The sequence below is a fragment of the Carbonatibacter coralli genome, from assembly GCF_039592655.1.
GTDB classification, from domain to species: Bacteria; Pseudomonadota; Alphaproteobacteria; order Kiloniellales; family Kiloniellaceae; genus Carbonatibacter; species Carbonatibacter coralli.
Window position 1 is genome coordinate 1,095,653 of the sequence record NZ_JBBUTJ010000001.1, and the last position, 23,340, is coordinate 1,118,992.

Genomic DNA, 23,340 nt, shown 5'->3' on the forward strand with positions numbered 1-23,340 from the left:
GACAGACTTGCCCCGGTTAATGTCTGCTATAAACGACAATAGAGGCAGGACGCAATGAGGCTTAAAACCCCGCAGGACTACGGGCTGGTGATTCGGGAAAACCGGCGCAAGCTTAAAATGACCCAGCAGGCTCTGGCTGATACAGTCGGTGTCGGACGACAGTGGATCATTGCCGTCGAACAGGGCAAGGCCGGAGCGGAACTGGGGCTGGTGCTCAGAACCCTGCAAATTCTCGGCGTGCACATTGCACTGGCCGTTTCAGAAACGGAACAGGCTGTCACACAGTTGCATCAGGGTGTCCCCGAAACAGCTCTCCGGAACCCAGCCCCGGAACCGGATGAAACCCCGGGCACCAATCTGGGTATGACACAGGCGGCCGCACTGCGCTTTGTTGTCCGAGAAGGAGGCCTCCGCCAATGAGCACGCTCCTCGTCCTTTCCGATCTGGGTCCGGTCGGCCGTCTGGAACGCCGTCGCAACGGACTTTTGCAATTCACCTATGACGAACAATGGCGCCTTATGGAAGGCAGCTTCCCTGTCAGTTGCCGGATGCCCGTCACCAGGGCGCTCCATCTTCAGGAACAGCTTCTGCCCTGGCTCCGCGGGCTCATCAGCGAAAACAGAGCACAACTGGATGACTGGTGCACCCGGCTGAAGCTTGATGCAAAGGCACTGCACAGCTCTCCACCAGTACTGTTTGATTTTCTCTCAAAGACCGGAACGGATCTGGCGGGAGCACTGTCCTTCATTCCCTTGCGCCGGGCCAGACAGATCAAAGGTCCTGTTCCAGCAGAAAGCCGCGAAGCCTTTCTGAAACGGTTTGATAAAAAAGCGCTTTCCAGCCGTCTCGATGCTCTTGCTGACAAGCCGGGAACAGCACGTCTGACAGAAGACAAGGATTTTTTCTGCCTCTCGGGTGCACAGCCCAAAACGGCACTCTACAGAGACAAAAGGGGCTGGGCCCTGCCACAGGGTCCTGTCCCGACAACACACATCCTCAAACCCCCGGCACTGCCCTATGACGGGCTCGCCGAAAACGAACATCTCTGCCTCCTGCTCGCCCGGCTCAGCGGTCTGGAAGCTGCATCATCCGAAATCCTCAAAACATCATCCGGCCAGTCTGTTCTGGCTGTTGAACGCTTCGACCGGCTTGAATCAACAGCCGGCCTTTTGAGACTGCATCAGGAAGACCTTTGCCAGGCCATGGGCTACGGACCGGAGCACAAATACGAGCTTGATGGCGGCCCCAGCGCCGTTGCCCTCTACAGCTTTATCAAGGACGTTTCAGACAATCCTGCAGACCCGGACAACTTTCTGAAAGCACTGGCCTTTAACTGGGCCATTGGCGGGATAGACAATCACGCCCGCAACCACGCCCTGCTGCTCGCACACGGGCACCAGACTCTGCTGGCCCCGCTTTATGATCTCATTTCCATTGCCCCCTACAAGGATATCGAAAAACGCCGGCTGTCCCTGCACATTGGCAACAAGATCAAAATCGGGCGAATCAACCGTCGCCAGTGGCACAAACTCGCCGCAGCAATCAATCTGACAGAAGATGCCATTGACCAGTTGGTCTCCGGGCTTCTGAACAACCTGCTGTCTGCCTTGAAAGGTGACGTTTTTGACAGGGAGGTTACAAGGCTGGACCACAAGGTCGGTTTTACCCTGCGTGATGAACTCATCAAACACACGGAAAAATGTATCAACGACTTAAATAGTTAATGAAATTTCAGCTGCTGTCGATTTTTACTCTGGGAAAAGACACAATTGCCCGTCAGACTGCCTCATACCCCTGCCGTAGTTTTCTTTTCCTGAAACCGGCGCGACTGGAACAGACCAATGAGTGAAAACACCACAGGCCCTGAAACAAAAAGCTGGCTTGAATCGGCCACTGTTTATCTGAAACCCCGCGTTGTCGGCATGCTGTTTCTGGGTTTCTCGGCAGGATTGCCCTTTCTGCTGATTTTCTCCACGCTCAATATATGGCTTGCCGAAGCCGAGGTTTCCCGGACCGAAATCGGTTTTTTTGCCTGGGTTGGACTCGCTTTTTCCATCAAGGTCCTCTGGGCACCTCTTGCAGATCATCTGACTCTGCCAGTCCTTGGAAAACTCGGAAAACGCAGAAGCTGGATCATTCTTGGACAGGCCGGTGTCATCACTGGTCTTCTGGGCATGGCATCCGTCAGTCCCGGGGAGGATCTGGCACTCATGGCAGCCTTTGCTGTTCTGGTCGCCTTTTCCTCCGCAACGCAGGACATCGGTATTGATGCCTACCGGATTGAAGCCGTCAAGGACGAGTACCAGGGGGCCATGGCTGCCAATTACCAGCTGGGCTGGCGACTGGGTGCTCTGGTCGCAGGTGCAGGCGCGCTCTATCTGGCAGATGCCATAGACTGGGTGATGACCTATCAGATCATGGCACTGCTCATGGGCGTTGGCGTGCTGACAGTTGTTGTCATTCGGGAACCGGAACACCCCGTCGAGAAAAAGGAAAAGCGTTCCTTTGCACAGTGGGGGCAAAAGGCCGTTGTCACCCCCTTTGCAGAATTCTTCAAACGGAACGGTCTGTTCGCCTACATTATTCTTGCCCTCATCGGCCTGTACAAAATTGGCGATATTGTCATGGGCAACATGGCTGGGCCGCTTTACATCGATCTGGGCTTTGAAAAGACTGATATTGCCAATATCGCAAAGGGACTCGGCTTTGCCGCTACCATTTTTGGAGCCTATCTGGGCGGCCTGCTGATCACCCGTTTTGGCATTCTCCGCATTCTCCTGCTCGGTGCCATCATGGTTGTGGTTACAAATCTGGCCTTTGGCTGGCTTTCGACACAGGGAAACAGTCTGGAGGCCCTGTCCGTCGTTATTGCCAGCGACAGCCTGACCGGAGGGCTGGCCGGTTCTGTCTTCATCGCCTATCTCTCCAGCCTGACCAACCGGAGTTTTACAGCAACACAGTATGCCCTGTTCAGTTCTTTCATGACCTTGCCCGGCAAAGCCCTCTCGGGGTTCTCCGGCATCATTGTTGACAATTGGGGCTATGAGCTTTTCTTCACCTACTCCGCAATCATGGGACTTCCGGCTGTTGCCCTGGCTCTCTACTTCCTCTTCCGGGAAAGACGCTACGGACAGGCCATTCCCCTTCCCGGTTCGCCTCAGGGATAACAGGCCATGGAACTGAGCAACAGCGATCTGAAGAAGCTCTACGACTTCCGGCACGAGCTGCACCGTTTCCCCGAAATTTCCGGCGAGGAACGGGAGACAGCCCGAAGGGTCCAAACCTTTCTGGAGCAGAGCAATCCGGACGAGATCGTCACCGGACTCGGCGGACAGGGGATTGCCGCTCTCTACAGGGGACAGGAAGAAGGCCCGACCGTTCTGCTGCGCTGTGAACTTGATGCCCTCCCCATTCAGGAGCTGTCGACAAAGCCCTATCGCTCCACTGTAGAGGGCAGGGGGCATCTGTGCGGGCACGATGGCCATATGACCATGATCAGCGCTGTCGGGCTCGCTCTGGGCCGTCAGCGCCCTGTCAGGGGCTGTGTGGTCCTGCTGTATCAACCTGCCGAGGAAACCGGCGCCGGTGCCGCTGCAGTGCTCGCTGATCCGGCCTACAGAACACTTCCGCAACCGGACTACGCCTTTTCCCTGCACAACGTTCCCGGTATCCCGGTTGGCACAGCTCTTCTGAAATCCGGTGCAACAAACTGTGCGTCTCGGGGCTTCAGAATTGTTCTGGAGGGGAAAACCTCGCACGCCTCCAACCCCGAAGACGGCCTTTCACCCATGGAAGCCATGTCGGAACTGATGCCCCGGCTTTCCTCCCTGTCACGGGGAGATCTGGACGACCCCGATCACTTCCGGCTGGTGACGGTCACTCATGCCCGTCTGGGCGAACCGACCTTTGGCATTGCGCCGGGGTATGGCGAGATCCGTGCCACACTCAGAACAGCAACAGATCAGCAGATGAACGCTCTCAAAAATCAGGTCACGGGGCTTGTTGAAGACGCTGCAGACCGCTACAGCCTCTCTGTGCGGACAGAGGAGCACGATATCTTCCAGAGCTGTGAAAATGACGGGGATGCTGTCGTGCTGCTGGAAAAAGCCATTCGCTCACAGGGATTGCAGCTTGAAACGCAGGAACGCCCCATGCGCTGGTCAGAGGACTATGGCCTGTTTGGCAAAACTGATCCGGAAAAGGGCAAACAGACCCGTTCCGCCATATTCTTTCCGGGTTCCGGGGCTGATCAGCCACAGCTTCACAATCCGGACTTTGATTTTCCAGACGATCTGATTCCACTGGGTGCCGGTGTTTTTCTGGCCGTCGTTCGCGATCTTCTCGGCTAGAAACAGACAAAAAAAACCCTGATCTGTGGATCAGGGTTTCAGTGTCTCGATTTCGGTGTGAGGGATCCCGATCAGGGAAACCGTTTTCTTTATAGAAGTTTGGTGTTTAAGGAAAAAGACTCTTATAAGACAACTTTGTGAAAGCCTCATGCAAAGAACTTTCAGGTGCGCATGACCAGTCCCTGCCCCTGGCTTTGTGCAGCATCACCCTGCTGTCCGTCTTTTTTGTCTGTGTCTGTGGAAGAAACCTTCTCCATCTCCCGCTCAAGTCCCCTGACCTTGCGTTCCGCATGTCTGGCCCGACGCCGCGCCCGCCCTCCGGAGAACCAGGCCATCACAGCTCCGAAAATGACACCAACCCCCATGGAAACAAGAACGATCGCATAGAGCGGGAAGGTCACATCCAGATCAAACGGCCATATGTCCAGTGGCACGTCCTGCCTGTTGCTGATGGCAAAAAGAACAACAAGCAGCGTAAGAGGTGCTGTAATGGCAAGACGAATGAAACGGGAACCCGTTTGCTGAACGGACATGGTGAACCCAACCTGTGGCAGGAATTGACAACAACGCTTAACTGTCCGGACGATAGCCCATCGGCTGTCCGGTGTCAGCCCTATTCGCCGTGATCAACACCATTGTTCAAACGCTCCCGCAGGAGCTTGCCGGTCTTGAAAAAGGGAATGTGCTTGGAATCAACCTGAACAGACTCACCTGTACGCGGGTTTCTGCCGACACGGGCGTCACGGTGCTTGACAGAAAAGGCACCAAACCCCCGGAGTTCAACGCGATCACCCTTGGCCAGAGCACTGGTCATCTCATCAAAGATTGTCGTGACAATGCGTTCAACATCACGATGGAAAAGATGTGGATTCTGGTCTGCAATACGCTGGATGAGTTCTGACTTGGTCATGCTTGCTCTCCCTGAGGTAGTATGTCCGGACGGGTCTCCCGTCACGGATATGCTAACAACCTTCGTTTTTTGCTTCGGAGAAACCTCCCGAAAGCAACTGCTTCATTCCAGACAGCCAATCTGTTTCGAAACCAAAACAAAATTCCTGCCACGACACCGCAAGATCTGCCATGTGGTTTTCATGGTCTTTGTTGCTCAAAGCCAGAAAACACAGTTTCTCTTTTTGCTCAAAGAGTCCGTTTTATTATCGAAGCAAGCAGAATAAATGCGGCTACATTTGATAGTTCTGAGTAAAACAATGCCAGAGTGCGCAAAAAGGGTCAAGGTGTAAGTCCCTCTAAACATTCCTGAATTTTGCCCACTTGTAAAAACCCCCGCTGAAAACAACCCTTGTTTCAACGGGGGCATATGTAAAAAGCCAGATATATTCGGATATCACAGGACCGGATTCAGAAACCCGATCGAGACCGTCCCGGGCTCAATCAGTTCCATCAACCGGATGAAAGACTCCTTTGGTGCCATCCGATCATTCGAGGCAATGGCATCCTCCCTGTTTGTCCAGACATAGAGATCAACCCAGAGCCCCTCGTCATCCCTGTAGAGCGTCTGGCTGACAAAACCCGGCAGGCTTTCCAGATCAGGCAGAATCGCATCCACAGCCTCTCTCATATCCTGTCCGGAAACTCCTTCCCTGCCTCTCCATTTGACCAGTTCCACAATCTGCTGGTTTGTCATGTTCCTCTATCTCCTTTTTCAGTGAAACAAACATCACGCTTCAGCAATAGAGAGTCTTTCGTCACTTTATTAGTGAACAGTTGTCATCTATTGTTCAAAAACATGAACAATAGATTTTTTGCCCAGGCAGAGGTTTTCGTGAGCGTTGTCCGCTGCGGTTCAATCACCGCGGCAGCACAGGAGCTTGCGCTGTCAAAATCAGGCGTCAGTCACAAACTGACAGAGATGGAAAGGGATCTGGATGTCATCCTGCTGAAGCGGACCACAAGAAGCCTGAAGCTGACAACAGCCGGAAAGTCCATCTACGCCCTTTGCGCCAGGGCTGTGGATGCCGTTCACGAGGCCTCCCACGATCTGAATCTGCCCGGGGACCGCATTGATATTCCCGCCGGAACCGTCAATATCTCGGGATCGAATATTTATCTGACCCGCTTTGTTCTGCCGGCCCTCGAATCATTTCTCGACAGCCATCCGGCAATCCGGGTGAACCTGATCGGTAACGACACACCAGCCGATCTTCAGGAAAACGACATTGATCTCAGAATCAGGGTCGGGCCTTTCCAGTCCCCCGGTTTCAGGGTCTTTCCCCTTGCTCCTCTCAAAAGGCTGCTGTGCATCAGCTCCTACTTTGAAGCCGAGAGCGAAAGCCTCTCGCACCCACAGGAAATAAGCGGGCTTCCCCTTGTCCTCAGGGAACAGGAAAAAGACGTCTGGTCCTTTGAAAAGGGAAGGGAAACAGCAGAAATCACTTTGCCCCGGCCACGCCTGAAAGTGAACTCCTACGAACTCTGTCTCGAGGCCGTGCGCAAGGGATATGGCGCAGCGATTCTGACGGAACAGGTTGTTCGGGAGGATCTGGAAACCGGACGTATTGTTTCAATCCTGCCGGAATGGACGATCAGGGATATTCCCGTCTCCCTGATCGCCCGCTATTCCAGGCTGAAAAAGCCTCATGTTCAGCTGCTGGCAGGATACCTTGCCGAACAGCTGAAATAAAAGCCTAGCGGTTCAGGCGATTGTCGATCAGTTCATCGACCACCGCCGGCTCTGCAAGCGTGGAGGTATCCCCCAGGGTCGAATAGTCATTCTCGGCAATCTTGCGCAGGATTCTGCGCATGATTTTACCAGACCGCGTTTTGGGGAGTCCGGGAGCCCATTGCAGGAGATCCGGTGTTGCAATCGGTCCGATTTCCTGACGCACCCAGTTGACCAGTTCGGTCCGCAGGGCATCGCTTGGCGTTTCCGTTGCAACCAGCGTCACATAGACATAGATCCCCTGTCCCTTGATCTGGTGGGGATAGCCAACAACAGCTGCTTCTGCGACCTTCTCGTGCGCCACCAGGGCGGACTCGATCTCTGCCGTACCCATACGGTGGCCGGAGACATTGATCACATCATCCACACGGCCTGTGATCCAGTAATAGCCATCCTCGTCACGACGACAGCCGTCACCGGTGAAATACATGCCCTTGTAGGTCGAGAAGTAGGTCTGGACAAAGCGTTCGTGATCGCCAAAAACCGTCCTCATCTGCCCGGGCCAGGAATCGGCAATGCAGAGGTTGCCATCTGTTGCCCCTTCCAGCTCGTTGCCCTCGCTGTCAACCAGAACAGGGCGAACACCAAAGAACGGACGCGTTGCAGAACCCGGCTTCAATGGTGTCGCACCCGGCAGAGGTGTGATCATGACAGAACCCGTTTCCGTCTGCCACCAGGTGTCAACGATGACGCAGCGGCCCTCGCCAACAACTTCATGGTACCAGTTCCAGGCCTCGGGGTTGATTGGCTCGCCCACTGTACCGAGCAGGCGCAGGGAGGCCCGGGATGTCCGGCGCACAGGCTCCAGCCCTTCGCGCATCAGCGCCCGGATCGCTGTTGGCGCCGTGTAGAAGATATTGACCTTGTGGCGGTCAATGATTTCCCAGAAACGCGAAGCTGTCGGGTAGTTCGGAACACCTTCATACATCAGCGTTGTCGCACCACTGGACAGCGGACCGTAAACAACCATGGTATGCCCGGCAACCCAGCCCACATCGGCTGAACTCCAGTAGACATCCCCGTCGTGGTAGTCAAAGACATACTTGAAGGTCATGGTCGCATAGACCATGTAGCCGCCAGTGGTGTGCAGAACACCCTTCGGCTTGCCCGTGGAACCGGAGGTGTAGAGAATATAAAGGGGATCCTCTGCATTCATGGGTTCGCAGGGGCAGTCACTTTCCGCTTCGGCACAGACATTGTGATACCAGACATCACGGCCATCCTTCATCAGGATATCGCCGCCGGTCCGCTTTACGACAATCACGGAATCCACGGAATCAGTCTTGGTCAGAGCCTGATCCACATTTTCCTTCAGGGGAATACTCTTGCCACCACGCAGGCCTTCATCAGCGGTGATCACACAAACAGACCCGCAGTCCTCGATACGGCCCGCCAGCGCATCCGGCGAAAATCCGCCGAACACGACAGAGTGGATGGCCCCAATACGGGCACAGGCCAGCATCGCATAGGTCGCCTCGGGGATCATCGGCATGTAGATGGTTACACGATCCCCCTTCTTCACTCCGCGCGCCTTGAGCGCGTTGGCCAGACGGCAAACGTGCTCGTGCAGCTGGGTAAAGGTGATGTGCAGACAGTCGGAAGGATCATCCCCTTCCCAGATAATGGCCGTGTCATCCTTCTTGGTCGCCAGATGGCGATCCACACAGTTGTAACAGGCATTGGTGACGCCATCCTCGTACCAGCGGATATGAACATCCCCCTGGGGTGTTCCATCACCGAAGCTGACATTGCGAACCTTTGTGTAGGGTTCGAACCAGTGCAAGCGCTTGCCGTGCTCACCCCAGAACTTTTCGGGATCCGAGACAGACTCTTCGTACATTTGCAGATAGCGGCTCTCGTTGATCCAGGCATTTTCAGCCATGCTTTCGGGAACCGGAAAAACGGGTACTGTAGTCATCGATTAGGGCCTCCATGTTCATTAAGGATGCTTTGTTTTTCTGTGCAGCAGGCATCAGATCAGCATCTCTTTTGACGACTCAGGCCTCTTATCCCTTGATCAAAACCACCAGCAGATGGGCAAAACCACCCGAAAATCAAACCTGAACGACAGGAACAGAGAACAGAGCCTTGTGCCCGAAGTCTGGCCCAAGCGGGGATCAAGAACAAGACCCCAGAGAAAAAAAGGTTGTTGCTTCAGGCCGGAACAACACTCCATCGCGGCTTTTTTGCCTCTCAAACCTCCGTCATGAAAAATAAAAGTCGTCACCCCGCCTTTTTTGGCGCAAAATGTCGCTATGTTGGGAATTCCGAAACACCACGCACTTTGTCTGTCTCTTCTTCTCGCGCTCTGTGTGACAGTTCTCACTGTCGTGCCCGGTGCAATGGATGCCTATGCCGGGAAATTCTGGGATGCTGCTGTGTGGGTTGCGGGCTGCTTTTCCTGAATTTTCAAAAACAATAAAAAACTGACCCGACCCCAAAACAGGATCATCATGTCTGTTTCCTCCTCAACTCGCCCATCGACGAACCCCAACACCAGAATCATCCTGCTCGCGGGGTGCCTTATTCTCTGTGTGGCTTTTGGTGTCCGTTCCAGCTATGGACTCTTTGTCGGCCCCATCTCCGAGGAACTCGGCTGGGGCAGAGAGGTTCTTGCCTTCTCCCTTGCGATCCAGAATCTGATCTGGGGTATGGCACAGCCCTTCTCCAGCATGATTGCAGAACGCTATGGCGCCGGGCGTGTTCTGGTCGCCTCGCTTGTACTCTATGCCGCAGGAATCATTCTGGGAGCCTATGGCTATTCTCCCCTGACATCACACATGGGGGCAGGATTTTTTGTCGGCGTCGGTCTGGGCGGCGCAAGTTTCAGCGTCATTCTGGCCGTGATCGGCCGGGCTGTTCCCGAAGAAAAACGGTCTGTTTCGCTGGGTATCGCAACCGCCTCGGCATCCCTTGGGCAATTTCTGATCATTCCGACTGGCTCACTGCTGATCGAAACACAAGGCTGGCAGGAGGCCCTGCTGATTCTGGCTCTGTTGCTGATTGTCGTCTCACCTGCCAGCTGGTTTCTCAAGGGAAAATCAGAAGCCGATACCCGGTCTTCCCCTGAAGATCAGATCGACGAGAAAATGAGTGACACGATTCTCGCAGCCTGCCACCACACAGGCTTCTGGCTCCTGACCACCGGATTTTTCGTCTGCGGCTTTCAGCTCGCCTTTGTCACAGTCCACCTGCCCTCCTATGCCGTCGATATGGGTATGGCACCATGGGTTGGTGCCTGGACGCTTGCTCTTGTCGGCATCGCCAATATCTTCGGGTCCTACCTGTCCGGTGCACTGGGTGGGCGGTATCGCAAAAAATACCTTCTCGCCTGGATCTACATTGCCAGAACCCTTCTCATCGTCCTTTTCCTGATGCTCCCCCCTTCCGTTGAAAGCTTCATGATGTTCGGCCTTGTCATGGGCGTGCTCTGGCTTTCAACAGTTCCCCTGACAGCCGGCCTGGTCGCCCAGATCTTTGGTGCCCGCTACATGGGGACTCTCTACGGTATTGTCTTTCTGTCTCACCAGCTGGGCAGCTTTGCCGGTGTCTGGCTGGGTGGCGCCCTTTTTGATGCCACCAGATCCTATGAGATTGTCTGGTGGGTTTGCGCCATTCTCGGGCTGATCGCAGCCCTCCTGCACTGGCCGATTGCCGACAAACCCCTCCCCAGGGAAGCCCTGATTCGACAAACAGGCTAGTGTCCTTTCCCGAGTCCGGACCTCACGGGGTTGTGAGAGGCTGACAAAGCCCTTATCTTATTGGGAAAGAAATAAAACCCATTGCTTTACGGGGTGTTGGAGTAGCTGTTCATTATGCCAGCCAAAAAACTGGAGAACCAATCCGTCATTGTCGCTGACAGCGACTGGTTCTCACAACGTTTGACGCGTTCCATTCTGTCCAATCTGGAAGTCGCTCAACTGTCGATCTGCATGGATGAAGCTGAAACGCTTGAAATGATCAGGCGCAGCGCAATGCCTTCTTCCCCGGAAGCTGACCAGCACAGCTGCCCTGATGTGATTCTGGTGGATTCAGCACTTGAACCACACGGTGCCATGAATCTGATTCGCAAGCTGCGTTCACCCGAATTCGGTGACTGCAAGGATCTTTCGATCTTTATCATGAGCGAAACCGGCGCCTTCTCGGAAAGCGAGGAAGCCAGGAGTCATGGTGTGAACGGTTTCCTGTCAAAACCGCTGAACATGACGTCCGTCTACAACAAGCTCAAGGCCATAGAAAAGGATCAGCCCATTCAAAGCAAAGGCTATGTTGGCCCCGAAAGGAGAAAAAAATCCGAAAACTATGTTGGTCTTGAGCGCCGACAACAAAGATTACATTAGTAATTGTTTGCTTTATTTCAGATCAGGCAAGTTGATACAGCAAATCATCAGAAAACACGCATTGAAATATTGTTAATTTTTTTGAACTAGACTGCTTTCAACAAGGCAATTCAGCCTTCTTGAAGTACAAGAAAAACGAAACTCGCCCATGACCGAAGCAACAACACTGAAGATGCACATGCCCAGCAATGATTTGAAGCCCAAGGTCCCGGCACAGGGGGGACCATCTCTCGACAAGATTATCGACAAGGCCGAAACCGCCCTTTCAGAGCTTGAGGACGGTTACAAGGACACAGTCCACGGAGAGATCAAAACCCTTGTTTCCCTCCTGAACGAAGCCACGACTTCCGATCCTGCCGACAGTGCAAAAATCCAGCGCATCCAGGAAATCTGTCACGACATCAAGGGACAGGCCGCAACCTTCAACTTCAATCTGCTTTCTGACATCGCAGGCTCACTGTCTGTCATGATCCAGAAGCACGAGAACATTGCCTGCCAGCGCACGGACGTTGTGCGTGCCCACATCAACGCCCTGCTCGTCGTTGTTGAACAAAATATCAAGGGCACCGGAGGATCAATGGGTGAGGAACTGACCGGCGGTCTGAGAAAAGCCGTCGAAAAGGTGACAGAAACGGCCTGACAAGCGGTCCCTAAAGTCCACCCATCTTACAGATAACTGACCATTCCTCTTCCGTGACCGGGCTGACAGAAAGCCTGGATTGCCTGAGCAATGCCATTCCGGAAAGGCTTTCGTGCTGTTTGATCATCTCCAGCGTTACCGGTTGCGGCAGGGATTCAACAGCCTTGACACTGACCATGCCGAAACGCCCGCTCTGATCACTGGGATCAGGATGGTAAAGCTTTGAAATCTTGACAATTCCAACAACAGCCTTTTCCTTGACGGAGTGATAGAAGAACGCGCGATCCCCCAGCTCCATGGCTTTCATGTTGTTGGCGGCCTGATAGTTGCGCACCCCGTTCCACGGCTCTTCCGGCACGGAAAGCTGATCCTGCCACGACCAGGATGCCGGCTCCGATTTCATCAGCCAATAGGCCATCTTGTCCTCCTGTTACCCTTATCCCTGTCAAAAGGACCGCTTTGCCCGATCAGGCAACAGCCCCGGTTTCCTGATCCAGCGCGGCCAGGTTTCTCTTGAAGAGCATCGCAATGGCCCGAACCGTTTTCTTGACCTGCGCATCACGCAGAAGATCACGATGGATGATCAGGTGCTCCGATGAAACGTCAACCAGCCCCAGACTGTCAATCCGAACCAGCTCCACGGCAGCATCCCCCATGAATTCAGGCAGGACGCCATAGCCCATGTTTTCCTGAAGCGCATAGAGCATCCCGTTTTCGGTGTTGACCTTCAAAACCGAAAAGGCTTCATCAACATGATCCCGATACCACTGAGCGATCACAGGATACCAGCAGCGTTCCGCAGCAAAGGACACCCAGTTGGGGTCCTGCAGGGGCTGCTCTGTTGTTGTTGCGAGATACTGGCGGGACGCATAGACCCGGTAGTTGATCTCTCCCAGCTTTCTGGCGACCAGTGTTTCACTTTCCGGTAGACAGGATCTGATCTGGATATCCGTTTCCCGTGTTGCATGATCCAGATGCAAATGCGCCGAATGGATTTCGATCCTGATTCCGGGCAGCTGCTCGTGAAGCCATTTGGCATGGCGGAGCAAAAACCGTTCCCTCACCTCGTCCAGTGAAATCCTGATCACACGCTCGGCCGAATTGGCAATTTCCGGCTGAATGCGATCAAGCCCGCTGGCGATCTTTTTCATCTCGGCCGCAATCGGGACAAGGCGCTCCCCGGCAGGTGTCAGCATCAGGCCATTGGGTGTCCTGTCAAAAAGCCGTGCGCCCATTTCATCCTCAAAGCGCCTGAGGCGGCGACTGAGCTGAGGCTGGCTCAAGCCGAGTGTTCGCGCAGCAGCAGCGATCCCCCTGGCAGAGACAGCAGCATCAAAAAGCTTCAGGTCTTCCCAATTCATTTTTTTATCACCCGGGCGTTTATTATGTATTTATGCATAACCCTTATTCAGAATTCCGTCTAGTCGGGCATGGTGCAAATGATCATTCTTCCGATCAGGAGGAGTTTGGAAATGTCCAGCACAACCAAAGGGATTCTCTTCAGTCTGTTGGGAACAGCCTTTTTCACGCCAGTCTTTGCAGCAGGAAAGATTGCCGATGGCCTCTACCCGGCAATCGCGCTCATGCTCGCCCGCTACGCAGGTGGGCTCCTCACCGTGCTGGGTGTCATTGCCATCACCGGAATGCCTCTGGCAAGCCTGCGCTCTGCAAAACCGCAACATCACTTCTTCAGGGCCTTGCTGGGCGCAGGAGGCGGCATCTGCGCCATTCATGCCGCCACCAGCATTCCGGTTGCCTATGCGACCTCAATCGGTCTGACGGAAGGCCTTCTTGTCATCATCCTCGCAGGCCTGATTCTCGGGGAAGAGATCACCAGACACCACTGGATCGCCTGCGCTCTTGCCGGAGCGGGCGCACTGATCGTGACCCTGCAATCCCTGGACAGCAGCACCCTGTCCCTCTCTCTGGCAGGATCAGGTGCATTCGCAGCCCTTGCAGGGGCCGTGTTCATTGCCCTTGAATCTCTTTACATCAAGTTTCTTGCCGAGCGGGAAAAGCCTCTTGGAATGCTGCTTTTCGTCAACGGGTTCGGAACCGTTCTTCTGCTTTGTGCCGCTTTGTGGATGCTCGATCCCGCAACACTGCTGTCACCGGACTATCTGATCTTTGGAATGCTTGGTGTTCTGGCCATAACCGGACAGTACTTCAATATCCTGTCCTATCAGAATGCAGCAGCTTCCGTTCTGGCCCCGATTCACTATTCCTGGATTGTCTTTGCAAGCCTTCTGGGTTTTGTAGCCTTTGATGAAATCCCGACCCTCTGGGCCTGTCTGGGAATCATCCTGATCCTGTGTGGCGGGCTGACCATTCAACAAACACAGAAAAAGAGAAACCTGCCCTGACAGGCTTTCTGCCTTTCTGTCAGTCCGTTTTCCCTTCCGCCCCGACCAGACCTGAAGCCGGAAAGACAACGCAGAAACAGCTTCCCCTGCCAAGAGTGCTCTCTATTTCAAGCCTGGCGTTGTGAAGTCTGGCAAACTGGTCAACCAGCCAAAGCCCCAAACCTGTTCCTTCAGGCCCCTGTCCATCCTGACAGGAATGTCGGACGCCTTTGGAAGAAAGTTCCTCCAAACAGGCCCGGGGGATGCCTCTTCCGTTATCCGCAACGTAAAAGGCCAGACCGTCCGGTTGTCCCTGAAGGTCTGTTCTCTTTTCCAGACCAATGGTAATTGTTCTGGCACCGCTGTACTTGATCGCATTGTCGACCAGATTCACAACAATGCGCCTGAGCAAAAGAAAATCCCCGTTAAGCTTTGCAGTCTGATGAGGTACCGAGACAACCAGCTCGATTTCAGAGGCTTCTACCCAGCTTTTCAAAACCGGAGTCAGTTCCCTGAAAAAGACGTTGAGATCAATTGCCTGTTCCTGAAACGGCCACTGGCCCTTGTCCGGATCGGGAACAACAGACATGGCCTCGATCAGTTTTTGCATGTGCAGACCACTGTCGTGAATAGCCTTGATATAGTCCTGATAGCGCTTGTTTTCGATCGGACCAAAGCTTTCGCTGTTCATCAGATCCGAAAAGCCGACGATGGCATTCAGCGGGTTTTTCAGATCGTGTTTCACGCCATCCAGCACACGATCACGTATCAGAGCCGTTTCCTGAAGTTCGGTATTCTGATTCATCAGAAGCTCTGCCATCTCCTGACGTTTTGTCAGTGTTCGTCGCAACAGTCCGAAGGTTGGAAGCATCAGGGCACTGCCGAGACCAGCCGTAAAAAGCGTGAAGAAAAGACCATAAACAAGTATCTCGTCATGGATCCAGTCGAGCTCCGCAACCGGAACGCTCACCTCTCTGGCACCTCTGAGATCCCCCACAGCCCACTCGACGCCCAGACCGGCAGAGTTATGGCAGTCAACGCACTGAGGTTCCATCACAATCGGCAGGGCATAGCGAACCTGCTGAAGCCCCTCCTCTCCGTCCTCAAAGCGCACAAAGGGCTCTCTCTGACCCGTTGCGAAGTGCTCAAGGGCAGCACGCTGAAAGCTGTCCAGTTCCCGCTCGGAGCGCTTCGGAAAGGGGTAGAAACTGAACATCGAAGAAGACAGCCCCGCTTCCATCTGCTCCAGCCTCTGCCCGAAATCCATGGTCATGGTTGCAGGAAAGGGAACGCTGTCTGCTTCAACTGCCGGCTTGTCGGTAAGCGTCAGTCCGGACCGTTCTGCACGTGTCGAAATTTCGGAAAAATACCGATGCAGTTCCAGAAGGGTCAGGGAATAGTTCTCAACAGCATCAAGGGCGGAAAGCTTGCGGGTCTGCTGAACGTAGTAGGCCATACCCAGCATGAAGGTCATGGCCACAATCACAACGTAAAGAGCAATGACGAGCTGTGGTCTTTTCCAAAGGGCTGACCCAAATGGGATTTTTGACGAGGACTTTATCACCGCACCAAACTCCCCGGACAAAATGCTAATCTGATCACTCGCATACAATAAGATTAGCATAATACGCGAGGGAACGCTGATCAAACCCATATTGACTATACAAGAAAAGAGAACCGTCAATCCGGCCCGATCCGTCAGAACACAATCCGGAAACAACAGCCCTGACCGGGATTGTTATCAATCTGAAGCTCGGCCTGATGAAGCTTCACAAAGTGCTTTACAAGCCAGAGCCCCAACCCGGTTCCATCCGGTTTTTCGGAAGCATTGTCCTCTTCATCTCCGCGGTTCCCCTGCCTGAGAAGCTCTTCAACGTGACCATTGCGACAGGGAAGCCCCGTTCCGTTGTCACGCACTTCCAGGGCAACTCTCTTGTTCGCAGAACCCTCGCTGTCCCTGCTTCCGGCCGTGTCAAAGATCCTGACCTGGATACGGGACGCCTTGCTGTACTTGATCGCATTGTCGACCAGATTCACAATGATGCGACGAAGCGCCAGCCTGTCCGCCTCAATTCTGTCCGAAGACGTTTCGACAGTGGAGCAAAAATCAATGTCGGATGATTCAACCCAGTTCCGGAGCACCGGGGAAAGCTCGTCCAGAAAACGTTCCGGATCAAGGTATTCCTTTTTGACGGGCCACTCGCCCGATTTGACCTTTTCGAGATCTGTCAGGTGGGAAAGCAGGGTGTTCATATGCCGCCCGCTTTCATGGATCGTCTCCACATAGGTTCTGTATTTTTCGTTCCCCAGCGGACCAAAGGATTCTTTCAGGAGGATATCCGAAAATCCGATAATCGAATTGAGAGGATTCTTGAGATCGTGGCTGACCCCCTGCAGAATTCGGTTCTTGATCTGCGCAGCCTCCTGCATTTCACCGTTCTGTGAAATCAGCAGGGAAGCAATCTCCTTTCTCTTGTTCAGACTGCCCTGCAGAATCCTGACTGTCGGCAACATCAGAACACTGCCCAGAAGTGCCGTGACCAGGGCAAAGAAAATTCCCGTCACCATGATCTGGTTTTCCAGATCATCAATCTGGGCCACCGGGATACTCGCTTCCCTCACGCCCCGAAGATCACCCACATCCCAGTTCAGACCCAGGCCCGCTGCATTGTGACAGCCAACACAACCGGATTCCATAAAGACAGGAAGGGCATAGCGGACAATTTCCAGACCATCCCTCTCCTCAAACCGGATAAAGGGGTCACGATTGCCCTCATCAAAAAAGGCAATAGCCTCCTGCTGGTAAGGATCCAGCGCCCTGTCCTGCCTCATGGCAAAGGGGTGCTGGCTGTAAAGCGCGACAGACAATCCCATCTCCTTTCGCGCCAGAGCGGAGCCGAACTGTATCGTCATCGTTGCCGGCAGAGGCAGCTTGTTGGGTTCAAGTTCGGGGCGATCTGTCAGGGGAAAGCCGGATGCCTCGGCCTTTAAGGCGATATGCTCGCTGTAGTACTTGTGCAGTTCAATCAGCGTCAGAGAGTAAACCTCGACAGCGTTCAGGGCCGTGTTCTTGCGCACCCGTTCAATGTAATAGCTTGTTCCAACCATAAAAAAGGCAGCAACCAGAATCACATAGAGCCCCACAACCAGCTGGGGGCGTTTAAACAGTCCATCCTTGAAAAAGCGGGGTATCTGGGGCACGGCAAACTTCCTGACATCAGATAAAAAAACCAGATGCCCCAAAATAACAACTAAATAAAAAACAGTAAAATTAAATCATTTACAATTTTTTATACAATAATTCATACATTAATACTTATATTAATGTGCATCTCCCCAACTATTTCCGGTACCAGCATCTGCAACAAGTGGAACAGAAAGCTTCAAAACAGGATCTGTTGCGTTTTCCATGACAGCCCGGACGACCTCAATGGTTTTTTCTACCTGTTCCTTTGGCGCCTCGAAAATCAGTTCGTCATGCACCTGCAAAAGCATGCTGGCATCAAGCCCCGCCGTGCAAAGGGCTTCGGGCATGCGAACCATGGCTCTCTTGATGATATCTGCTGCCGTCCCCTGAATTGGAGCATTGATGGCAGCCCGCTCGCCGAAATTGCGACGCATCGGGTTCTTCTCCGTGATTGCCGGAATATGAATCCTGCGCCCGAAGAGAGTCTCGACATAGCCGTTGGCACGTGCCGTTTCCTTGATTTCATCCATATAGCGACGAATACCAGGGAAACGCTCGAAATAGGCGGTGATGTAATTCTTCGCCTCTGTGTTCGAGATTCCCAGTGTCTGCGCCAAACCAAAGGCTGACTGGCCGTAGATGATACCAAAGTTGATGGCTTTGGCCTGACGACGGACCATGGGATCCATGGCTTCCAGAGGCGCACCGAAGACCTGATGCGCCGTAATCGCGTGAATATCCTGCCCCTCGGCAAAGGCCTGACACAGAGCCTCTTCCTGGGCGATGTGAGCCACCAGACGCAGTTCAACCTGCGAATAGTCTGCAGAAATCAGGGTGAAACCTTCCTCTGCAATAAAGGCATCACGAATCTTGCGGCCTTCTTCTGTACGAATTGGAATGTTCTGCAGGTTCGGATCAGACGAGGACAGGCGTCCTGTCGTTGTGACCGCCTGCGAATAGGAGGTGTGAACCCGCCCCGTTTCCGGATTGATCTGCTCCTGCAGGGCATCGGTGTAGGTGCTTTTCAGCTTTGCCAGCTGGCGCCAGTCCAGAACGCGGGCCGGCAGGCTATGACCTTCTGCAGCAAGCTTTTCCAGAATATCCGCCCCTGTCGACCAGGCACCGCTCTTGCTTTTCTTGCCACCGGGCAGTGCCATCTTGCCAAAGAGAATCTCCCCCAGCTGCTTTGGCGAACCGATCGTAAAGCTCTCCCCTGCAAGCGCATGAATTTCCTCTTCCAGCTTCGCCAGACGGCCCGCAAAGTCATTGGACAGACGATGCAGGAAACTGCGATCAACCCTGATGCCCTTTTGCTCCATCTCCGAAAGTATGGGCACCAGCGGCCGTTCAAGCGTTTCATAAACCGTTGTCAGATGATCACGAACAAGCCCGGGCTTCAGAGCCGCATGCAAGCGCCAGGTGACGAGAGCATCCTCGGCTGCGTAATCCCGCGCCTTTTCCAATGGAACATAGTCAAAGGTGATCTGGTTCTTGCCCGTACCACAAACATCCTTGAAGGCAATGCAGCTGTGCCCGAGGTGACGCTCGGCCATGTCATCCATGCCATGACCTCCCAGACCGCCTTCCAGCACATAGGACAGCAGCATGGTGTCATCAAAGGGAGCAACCTGAATGCCGCGGCGGGCCAGAATGATTGCATCATATTTGATGTTCTGGCCAATCTTGAGAACCGCGGGATCTTCCAGCAGGGGCTTCAGAAGTTCAAGCGCACGATCCAGCGGGATCTGCTCCGGCCCTGTATTTTGAGCCCCGCCCCCCAGCAGGTCCAGCTCGGCAGGGGACGCCTCTGCATCCTTGTGAGCAAGCGGGATATAGCAGGCTGTATTGTCTCCGCAGGAAAGCGAAATTCCGACCAGTTCAGCCTGAATCGCATCCAGAGACGTCGTCTCGGTATCAACAGCCACCATGCCCTTTGCATGTGCCTTTTCGATCCAGCGCACCAGATCGGCTTCCTTCTGGACCAGCTCATAACTGGCAGGGCCTTCCGCTGCCGCGGCCTCGTCTTTGACTTCCATGGGGGCATCACCCAGCGCTCCTGCAAGGCGCGCCAGAATGGAACGGAAGCCGTTCTCCTCCAGGAAAGGCCTCAGCTTTGCGGGGTCTTCTCCGCGCTTGGCAAAGGTATTGAGGGAAACCTCCACAGGAACATTCTGCTCCAGCGTCACAAGCTGTTTGGAAATGCGCGCCAGCTCGGCATGTTCAATCAGATTCTGGCGACGCTTCGGCTGCTTGATCTCCCCAGCGCGCTCCAGCAGGGCTTCCAGAGAACCATATTCCAGAATCAGCTGGGCCGCCGTTTTGACACCAATGCCTGGAACCCCCGGCACGTTGTCCGATGAATCCCCGGCAAGAGCCTGAACATCGACAACCTTGTCCGGTGTCACACCGAATTTCTTCTCGACCTCCGGCAGGCCGATCGGAATGTTCTTCATGGGATCAAGCATCGCAATGCCATCATCCAGCAACTGCATGAGGTCCTTGTCCGAGGACACAATCGTCACCTCGATACCCTGCTCCCTGGCCTGACGGGCATAGGTCGCAATCAGATCATCGGCCTCGTATCCTGCCATCTCGATACAGGGCAGGTTCATGGCCTCTGTGGCCTCGCGGATCAGGGGGAACTGTGGCACCAGCTCTTCCGGCGCTTCCGGGCGGTGCCCCTTGTAATCCGGATAGATGTCCATGCGGAATGATTCACGTCCCGCATCAAAAATCACCGCCAGCCCGTCACATGCGCTGTCCGTCTTGAGCTTGTGCAGCATGTTGGTGAAGCCGAAAACAGCATTCACAGGCGTCCCGTCAGGACGGCTCATCGGCGGAATACCAAAGAAAGCGCGGAAAATATAGCCGGAGCCATCAACGAGATAGAGGTGTTTGTAAGGTGCAGTATCAGTCATGCCCCAACACTGCCCCACAGCCCCCTTCAAGTCGAGAGGGAAAGCGGGGCAGAGCAGATTTTTTCAAAACACACGAGCCCGGTTTTTATCCGGTTTCTAGTAAACCGCCTTGCGTTCTTCCTCGGAAAGCAACCGGGGTTCGGAAACCGGCTGACCCTTGCTGAAGAAGGGTGTCTGTTTCCTGCCCCTGAAACGCTGCCCCAGCATCAGTCCGATGATCCGCCCAACCAGCCTGAGAAGAGACATTTCCTCGCTCTTGATCCGGGCAAAAGCCTCGCTGTCCTCTGCACAGAGTGCAAACTTCAGCTGGACCCGCCCCAGAACAGGCCCCAGTTCACTCTTTCGATCCTGATCCGCCAGAGCCGTGTGATTCAGCGACACAAAGGGAAAGCCCTCCGAGGGGGGAACGGTACAAAGAGGTGTCTGACAACAGTTGCTGTACCAGCGCAAGGCCCCCTTTTCCTTCAGTTTCAGGCAGCGCAGCTGCTCCTGTCCCGCGGTCCAGACAAGATTGGCCGGAACCGTGTGAAAAACCTCCACCCCGCCACAGCAGTCAAGCGCCTGTTCCTCCTGCCCGAGATGTCGCGCAAAAGCCCTGCAATCATCGCAGTAACAAAAATAGTGCGGCAGGTTTTTACCGTTCTCCCTTGTCACCGTTCCTTTCAGGGTTCCGCACTGACAGGACAGCTCAACAGTTTCGGTCATGATCTTCTCCGGCTTTCAGGCAACAAAAAACGGGACTGCCGATAACAATCCCGTTTCCACATTCAAACACACTGATTCAGGCAGAATCAGGACATCAGTGAGCACCGCCAGGCGTCACACCTTCCTTCAGGACGAAACGACGACTGCAATAGGGACAATCGATCTGCCGTTCGTCGTCTTTCATGTGCAGAAAAACGCGAGGGTGGCCCAGAGGTCCGTCGCCGCCGTCACAGGGGATGGTCGTTGTCTCAACTTCAACGATTTCAGTCACGCTCATGATATTCTCTATCCCGACTCTTTAATCCTTGGTCTGGATGACACAATCCTCCCGGAAGCACCACCAGATCTCTTTGTTTTCCTTTTACCTGTCTCCTCCCCTTCTTTCCAGCCCTTTTGCTATTTCGGAACAGCCCCTCCTTTTCATTCTGCCCCTGACGAACTAAATAAAGGACGAACATGTTCCGATAACCGATCCAAGCAAAGCCTGATTCATGACCCCTTCCGACAGTTCCCGACCGGTCACTTCCGAAAATGCCATCGAGCTTCTGAACCTCTGCAAAACCTATGCTCCCACGGGGAAAGAACCCGGCAAGGAAGCTCTGAAATCTGTCATTCTCGGAATTCCCAAAGGCAGAATCTTTGGCTTGCTCGGCCCCAATGGAGCCGGAAAATCCACCCTGATCAACATTCTCGCAGGTCTGGTGAACAAAAGCTCGGGCACGGCAAGGATCTGGGGTTACGATATTGAAAGTCATATGAGACAGGCACGGCTGTCGATCGGCATCGTTCCCCAGGAACTCAATTTCGATCCCTTCTTTACCCCTTACGATCTGCTGGAACAGCAAGCCGGTTTCTTCGGTGTTCCGAAAGGGGAACGCCGCACAGACGAGATTCTGCAGATCATGGGACTGGCGGACAAGGCCCGTTCTCACACCCGATCACTTTCCGGCGGGATGAAACGGCGCCTGATGGTCGGCAAGGCCATGGTTCACAATCCGCCCATTCTGGTTCTCGACGAACCAACAGCCGGTGTCGATATCGAACTGAGACAACAGCTCTGGTCCTATGTCCGCAAACTGAACGATCAGGGCACGACCATCGTCCTGACCACACACTATCTGGAAGAGGCCGAGGAGCTCTGTGACGATATCGCCATTATCAATCACGGACAGATTATCGCCTGTGACAGCAAGGATGCCCTGCTTGCCCGGATCGAAGGCAAAACGGTCACCATTCTTCTTCAGGAGCCTCTTGCAGAAATCCCGGCAAACCTTGAGCGCTTTTCCGTGGAACAGACTGCGGCAGATCGTCTGGTCTTCACCACCAAGACCAATGATGGCCAGATCAACGAAATTCTTCAGGCCCTGCAGGCAACCCGGCTCCAGATTGCGGATATCACCACCGAACAGGGCGATCTGGAGGACATCTTCCTGCAGCTGACCAGCGGGGCACATGCGGCCTGAAACGAACATGTTTTGATCCGATCCGGACACTGCAGCATAATGAAATCAGAACAAACCCTTTTTCGGAGGCAATGATGAGCAGGGATTTCAAGGCACACAGACCTCTGGGCAAGGCGGCCAGAAGCGGCCCTGCCTTTGAAACACATATCAGCCGCCCGGACCCGAAACGCATCACACCGCAGGATCTGGAAAAGGCCCAGAAGCAGATCCTTGATCGGGAAGAGGCGCTGATGAAAAACCTGGATCAAGCCGAACGCCCAAAGGAAATCGGCGGGCCGGAAGGACCGGAGCCAACGCGCTATGGCGATTGGGAACGCAAGGGAATCTGTGTTGACTTCTAGGACATTTAGCGGCATCCCTTGCCCCAGGGTTTCACCGCCGCAATTTTGAGGACGACAAGACCAGCCATGGAATTCATGATCCCGTTCAGAAAACGCATTGATGATCTGGATGACCAGATTATCGAGCTGCTTGCCCAGCGCTTTGACGTGATCCGTGAAGTCGCCCATGCCAAGCATGAACGCGGTGTGCCTTCTGTCATTCCGGAACGTGTCATGCAGGTGCGTGAACGCAATGCCAAACACGCAGAACAGAAAAATATCGATCCCGAACTGATCCGCGCCATCTACACCCGGATCATTCAGGCCTCCTGTGATCTGGAAGATGTCATGATGTCCGCAATGGACGACCCCGGGACCGAATAGACCGCCATCAGA

General features: G+C 54.1%; 24 protein-coding genes. 13 read left to right on the forward strand and 11 right to left on the reverse strand.

Features of this window, described 5'->3' with window-relative positions:
* Window positions 1–54: 54 nt before the first annotated feature.
* The 4 genes from AAAH10_RS05080 to AAAH10_RS05095 all read left to right on the forward strand — a co-directional run bounded on the left by AAAH10_RS05080 (window position 55) and on the right by AAAH10_RS05095 (window position 4,349).
* Entirely contained in the window at window positions 55–420 is a 366-nt protein-coding gene (locus tag AAAH10_RS05080) for a helix-turn-helix domain-containing protein (RefSeq protein ID WP_343561170.1), read from the forward strand.
* Entirely contained in the window at window positions 417–1,724 is a 1,308-nt protein-coding gene (locus tag AAAH10_RS05085) for a HipA domain-containing protein (protein ID WP_343561172.1), read from the forward strand. Before AAAH10_RS05080 ends, AAAH10_RS05085 begins: the two co-directional genes overlap by 4 nt.
* 117 nt (window positions 1,725–1,841) lie before the next feature.
* The gene (locus AAAH10_RS05090; protein ID WP_343561174.1) at window positions 1,842–3,167 is read left to right on the forward strand and encodes an AmpG family muropeptide MFS transporter; all 1,326 of its coding nucleotides are present in this window, start codon (window positions 1,842–1,844) and stop codon (window positions 3,165–3,167) included.
* A 6-nt stretch (window positions 3,168–3,173) separates the two neighbouring features.
* A complete protein-coding gene (locus AAAH10_RS05095) occupies window positions 3,174–4,349 on the forward strand; it encodes an amidohydrolase (RefSeq protein WP_343561176.1) in 1,176 nt (391 codons plus the stop codon).
* A gap of 161 nt (window positions 4,350–4,510) precedes the next feature.
* Here AAAH10_RS05095 and AAAH10_RS05100 read toward each other — a convergent pair whose 3' ends face one another.
* The 3 genes from AAAH10_RS05100 to AAAH10_RS05110 all read right to left on the reverse strand — a co-directional run bounded on the left by AAAH10_RS05100 (window position 4,511) and on the right by AAAH10_RS05110 (window position 5,994).
* Window positions 4,511–4,882 carry a LapA family protein gene (locus tag AAAH10_RS05100; protein WP_343561178.1) on the reverse strand — a complete coding sequence of 124 codons (372 nt, stop codon included), beginning with the start codon at window positions 4,880–4,882 and terminating at the stop codon, window positions 4,511–4,513.
* An 80-nt stretch (window positions 4,883–4,962) separates the two neighbouring features.
* Entirely contained in the window at window positions 4,963–5,259 is a 297-nt protein-coding gene (gene ihfB / locus AAAH10_RS05105) for an integration host factor subunit beta (protein WP_343561179.1), read from the reverse strand.
* Window positions 5,260–5,694: 435 nt separating this feature from the next.
* Window positions 5,695–5,994: a hypothetical protein gene (locus AAAH10_RS05110; protein ID WP_343561181.1), complete on the reverse strand. Its 300-nt coding sequence runs from the start codon at window positions 5,992–5,994 to the stop codon at window positions 5,695–5,697.
* 102 nt (window positions 5,995–6,096) lie between these two features.
* Here AAAH10_RS05110 and AAAH10_RS05115 point away from each other — a divergent pair, with 102 nt between their 5' ends.
* Window positions 6,097–6,990, forward strand: a complete 894-nt coding sequence (locus AAAH10_RS05115) for a LysR family transcriptional regulator (RefSeq protein ID WP_343561183.1) — start codon at window positions 6,097–6,099, stop codon at window positions 6,988–6,990.
* 4 nt (window positions 6,991–6,994) lie between these two features.
* On the opposite strand, the gene acs is transcribed toward AAAH10_RS05115, so the two are convergent.
* Window positions 6,995–8,947 (reverse strand): acetate--CoA ligase, encoded by a 1,953-nt coding sequence (acs, locus tag AAAH10_RS05120; protein WP_343561186.1) that lies wholly within the window; start codon window positions 8,945–8,947, stop codon window positions 6,995–6,997.
* A 337-nt stretch (window positions 8,948–9,284) separates the two neighbouring features.
* Here acs and AAAH10_RS05125 point away from each other — a divergent pair, with 337 nt between their 5' ends.
* The 4 genes from AAAH10_RS05125 to AAAH10_RS05140 all read left to right on the forward strand — a co-directional run bounded on the left by AAAH10_RS05125 (window position 9,285) and on the right by AAAH10_RS05140 (window position 12,009).
* The gene (locus tag AAAH10_RS05125; RefSeq protein WP_343561188.1) at window positions 9,285–9,434 is read left to right on the forward strand and encodes a hypothetical protein; all 150 of its coding nucleotides are present in this window, start codon (window positions 9,285–9,287) and stop codon (window positions 9,432–9,434) included.
* A 48-nt stretch (window positions 9,435–9,482) separates the two neighbouring features.
* On the forward strand, window positions 9,483–10,730 hold the full coding sequence (locus AAAH10_RS05130; RefSeq protein WP_343561190.1) for an MFS transporter: 1,248 nt from the start codon (window positions 9,483–9,485) through the stop codon (window positions 10,728–10,730).
* 114 nt (window positions 10,731–10,844) lie between these two features.
* The gene (locus tag AAAH10_RS05135; RefSeq protein WP_343561192.1) at window positions 10,845–11,369 is read left to right on the forward strand and encodes a PleD family two-component system response regulator; all 525 of its coding nucleotides are present in this window, start codon (window positions 10,845–10,847) and stop codon (window positions 11,367–11,369) included.
* A gap of 148 nt (window positions 11,370–11,517) precedes the next feature.
* Window positions 11,518–12,009, forward strand: a complete 492-nt coding sequence (locus AAAH10_RS05140; protein ID WP_343561194.1) for a hypothetical protein — start codon at window positions 11,518–11,520, stop codon at window positions 12,007–12,009.
* A gap of 10 nt (window positions 12,010–12,019) precedes the next feature.
* Here AAAH10_RS05140 and AAAH10_RS05145 read toward each other — a convergent pair whose 3' ends face one another.
* Both AAAH10_RS05145 and AAAH10_RS05150 read right to left on the reverse strand, forming a co-directional pair.
* Complete coding sequence (locus tag AAAH10_RS05145; RefSeq protein ID WP_343561196.1) at window positions 12,020–12,427, reverse strand: EVE domain-containing protein; 408 nt, start codon at window positions 12,425–12,427, stop codon at window positions 12,020–12,022.
* Between the two features lie 49 nt (window positions 12,428–12,476).
* Entirely contained in the window at window positions 12,477–13,370 is an 894-nt protein-coding gene (locus AAAH10_RS05150) for a LysR family transcriptional regulator (RefSeq protein ID WP_343561198.1), read from the reverse strand.
* 111 nt (window positions 13,371–13,481) lie between these two features.
* On the opposite strand from AAAH10_RS05150, the gene AAAH10_RS05155 reads away from it, so the two are divergent.
* Entirely contained in the window at window positions 13,482–14,372 is an 891-nt protein-coding gene (locus tag AAAH10_RS05155; protein ID WP_343561200.1) for a DMT family transporter, read from the forward strand.
* A gap of 19 nt (window positions 14,373–14,391) precedes the next feature.
* On the opposite strand, the gene AAAH10_RS05160 is transcribed toward AAAH10_RS05155, so the two are convergent.
* The 5 genes from AAAH10_RS05160 to AAAH10_RS05180 form a co-directional block, all read right to left on the reverse strand.
* Window positions 14,392–15,825: an ATP-binding protein gene (locus AAAH10_RS05160; RefSeq protein ID WP_343561202.1), complete on the reverse strand. Its 1,434-nt coding sequence runs from the start codon at window positions 15,823–15,825 to the stop codon at window positions 14,392–14,394.
* A gap of 224 nt (window positions 15,826–16,049) precedes the next feature.
* Entirely contained in the window at window positions 16,050–17,552 is a 1,503-nt protein-coding gene (locus AAAH10_RS05165) for an ATP-binding protein (RefSeq protein ID WP_343561204.1), read from the reverse strand.
* Between the two features lie 120 nt (window positions 17,553–17,672).
* The gene (polA, locus tag AAAH10_RS05170; protein WP_343561206.1) at window positions 17,673–20,456 is read right to left on the reverse strand and encodes a DNA polymerase I; all 2,784 of its coding nucleotides are present in this window, start codon (window positions 20,454–20,456) and stop codon (window positions 17,673–17,675) included.
* Between the two features lie 96 nt (window positions 20,457–20,552).
* Window positions 20,553–21,161: a DUF6151 family protein gene (locus tag AAAH10_RS05175; protein WP_343561208.1), complete on the reverse strand. Its 609-nt coding sequence runs from the start codon at window positions 21,159–21,161 to the stop codon at window positions 20,553–20,555.
* Window positions 21,162–21,255: 94 nt separating this feature from the next.
* Window positions 21,256–21,438, reverse strand: a complete 183-nt coding sequence (locus tag AAAH10_RS05180; RefSeq protein ID WP_343561210.1) for a zinc-finger domain-containing protein — start codon at window positions 21,436–21,438, stop codon at window positions 21,256–21,258.
* Between the two features lie 214 nt (window positions 21,439–21,652).
* On the opposite strand from AAAH10_RS05180, the gene AAAH10_RS05185 reads away from it, so the two are divergent.
* The 3 genes from AAAH10_RS05185 to AAAH10_RS05195 all read left to right on the forward strand — a co-directional run bounded on the left by AAAH10_RS05185 (window position 21,653) and on the right by AAAH10_RS05195 (window position 23,328).
* Window positions 21,653–22,624 carry an ABC transporter ATP-binding protein gene (locus AAAH10_RS05185; protein ID WP_343561212.1) on the forward strand — a complete coding sequence of 324 codons (972 nt, stop codon included), beginning with the start codon at window positions 21,653–21,655 and terminating at the stop codon, window positions 22,622–22,624.
* 74 nt (window positions 22,625–22,698) lie between these two features.
* Window positions 22,699–22,965 carry a DUF1674 domain-containing protein gene (locus AAAH10_RS16540; protein WP_442490262.1) on the forward strand — a complete coding sequence of 89 codons (267 nt, stop codon included), beginning with the start codon at window positions 22,699–22,701 and terminating at the stop codon, window positions 22,963–22,965.
* Between the two features lie 66 nt (window positions 22,966–23,031).
* Window positions 23,032–23,328 (forward strand): chorismate mutase, encoded by a 297-nt coding sequence (locus AAAH10_RS05195; RefSeq protein ID WP_343561214.1) that lies wholly within the window; start codon window positions 23,032–23,034, stop codon window positions 23,326–23,328.
* Window positions 23,329–23,340 lie beyond the last annotated feature (12 nt).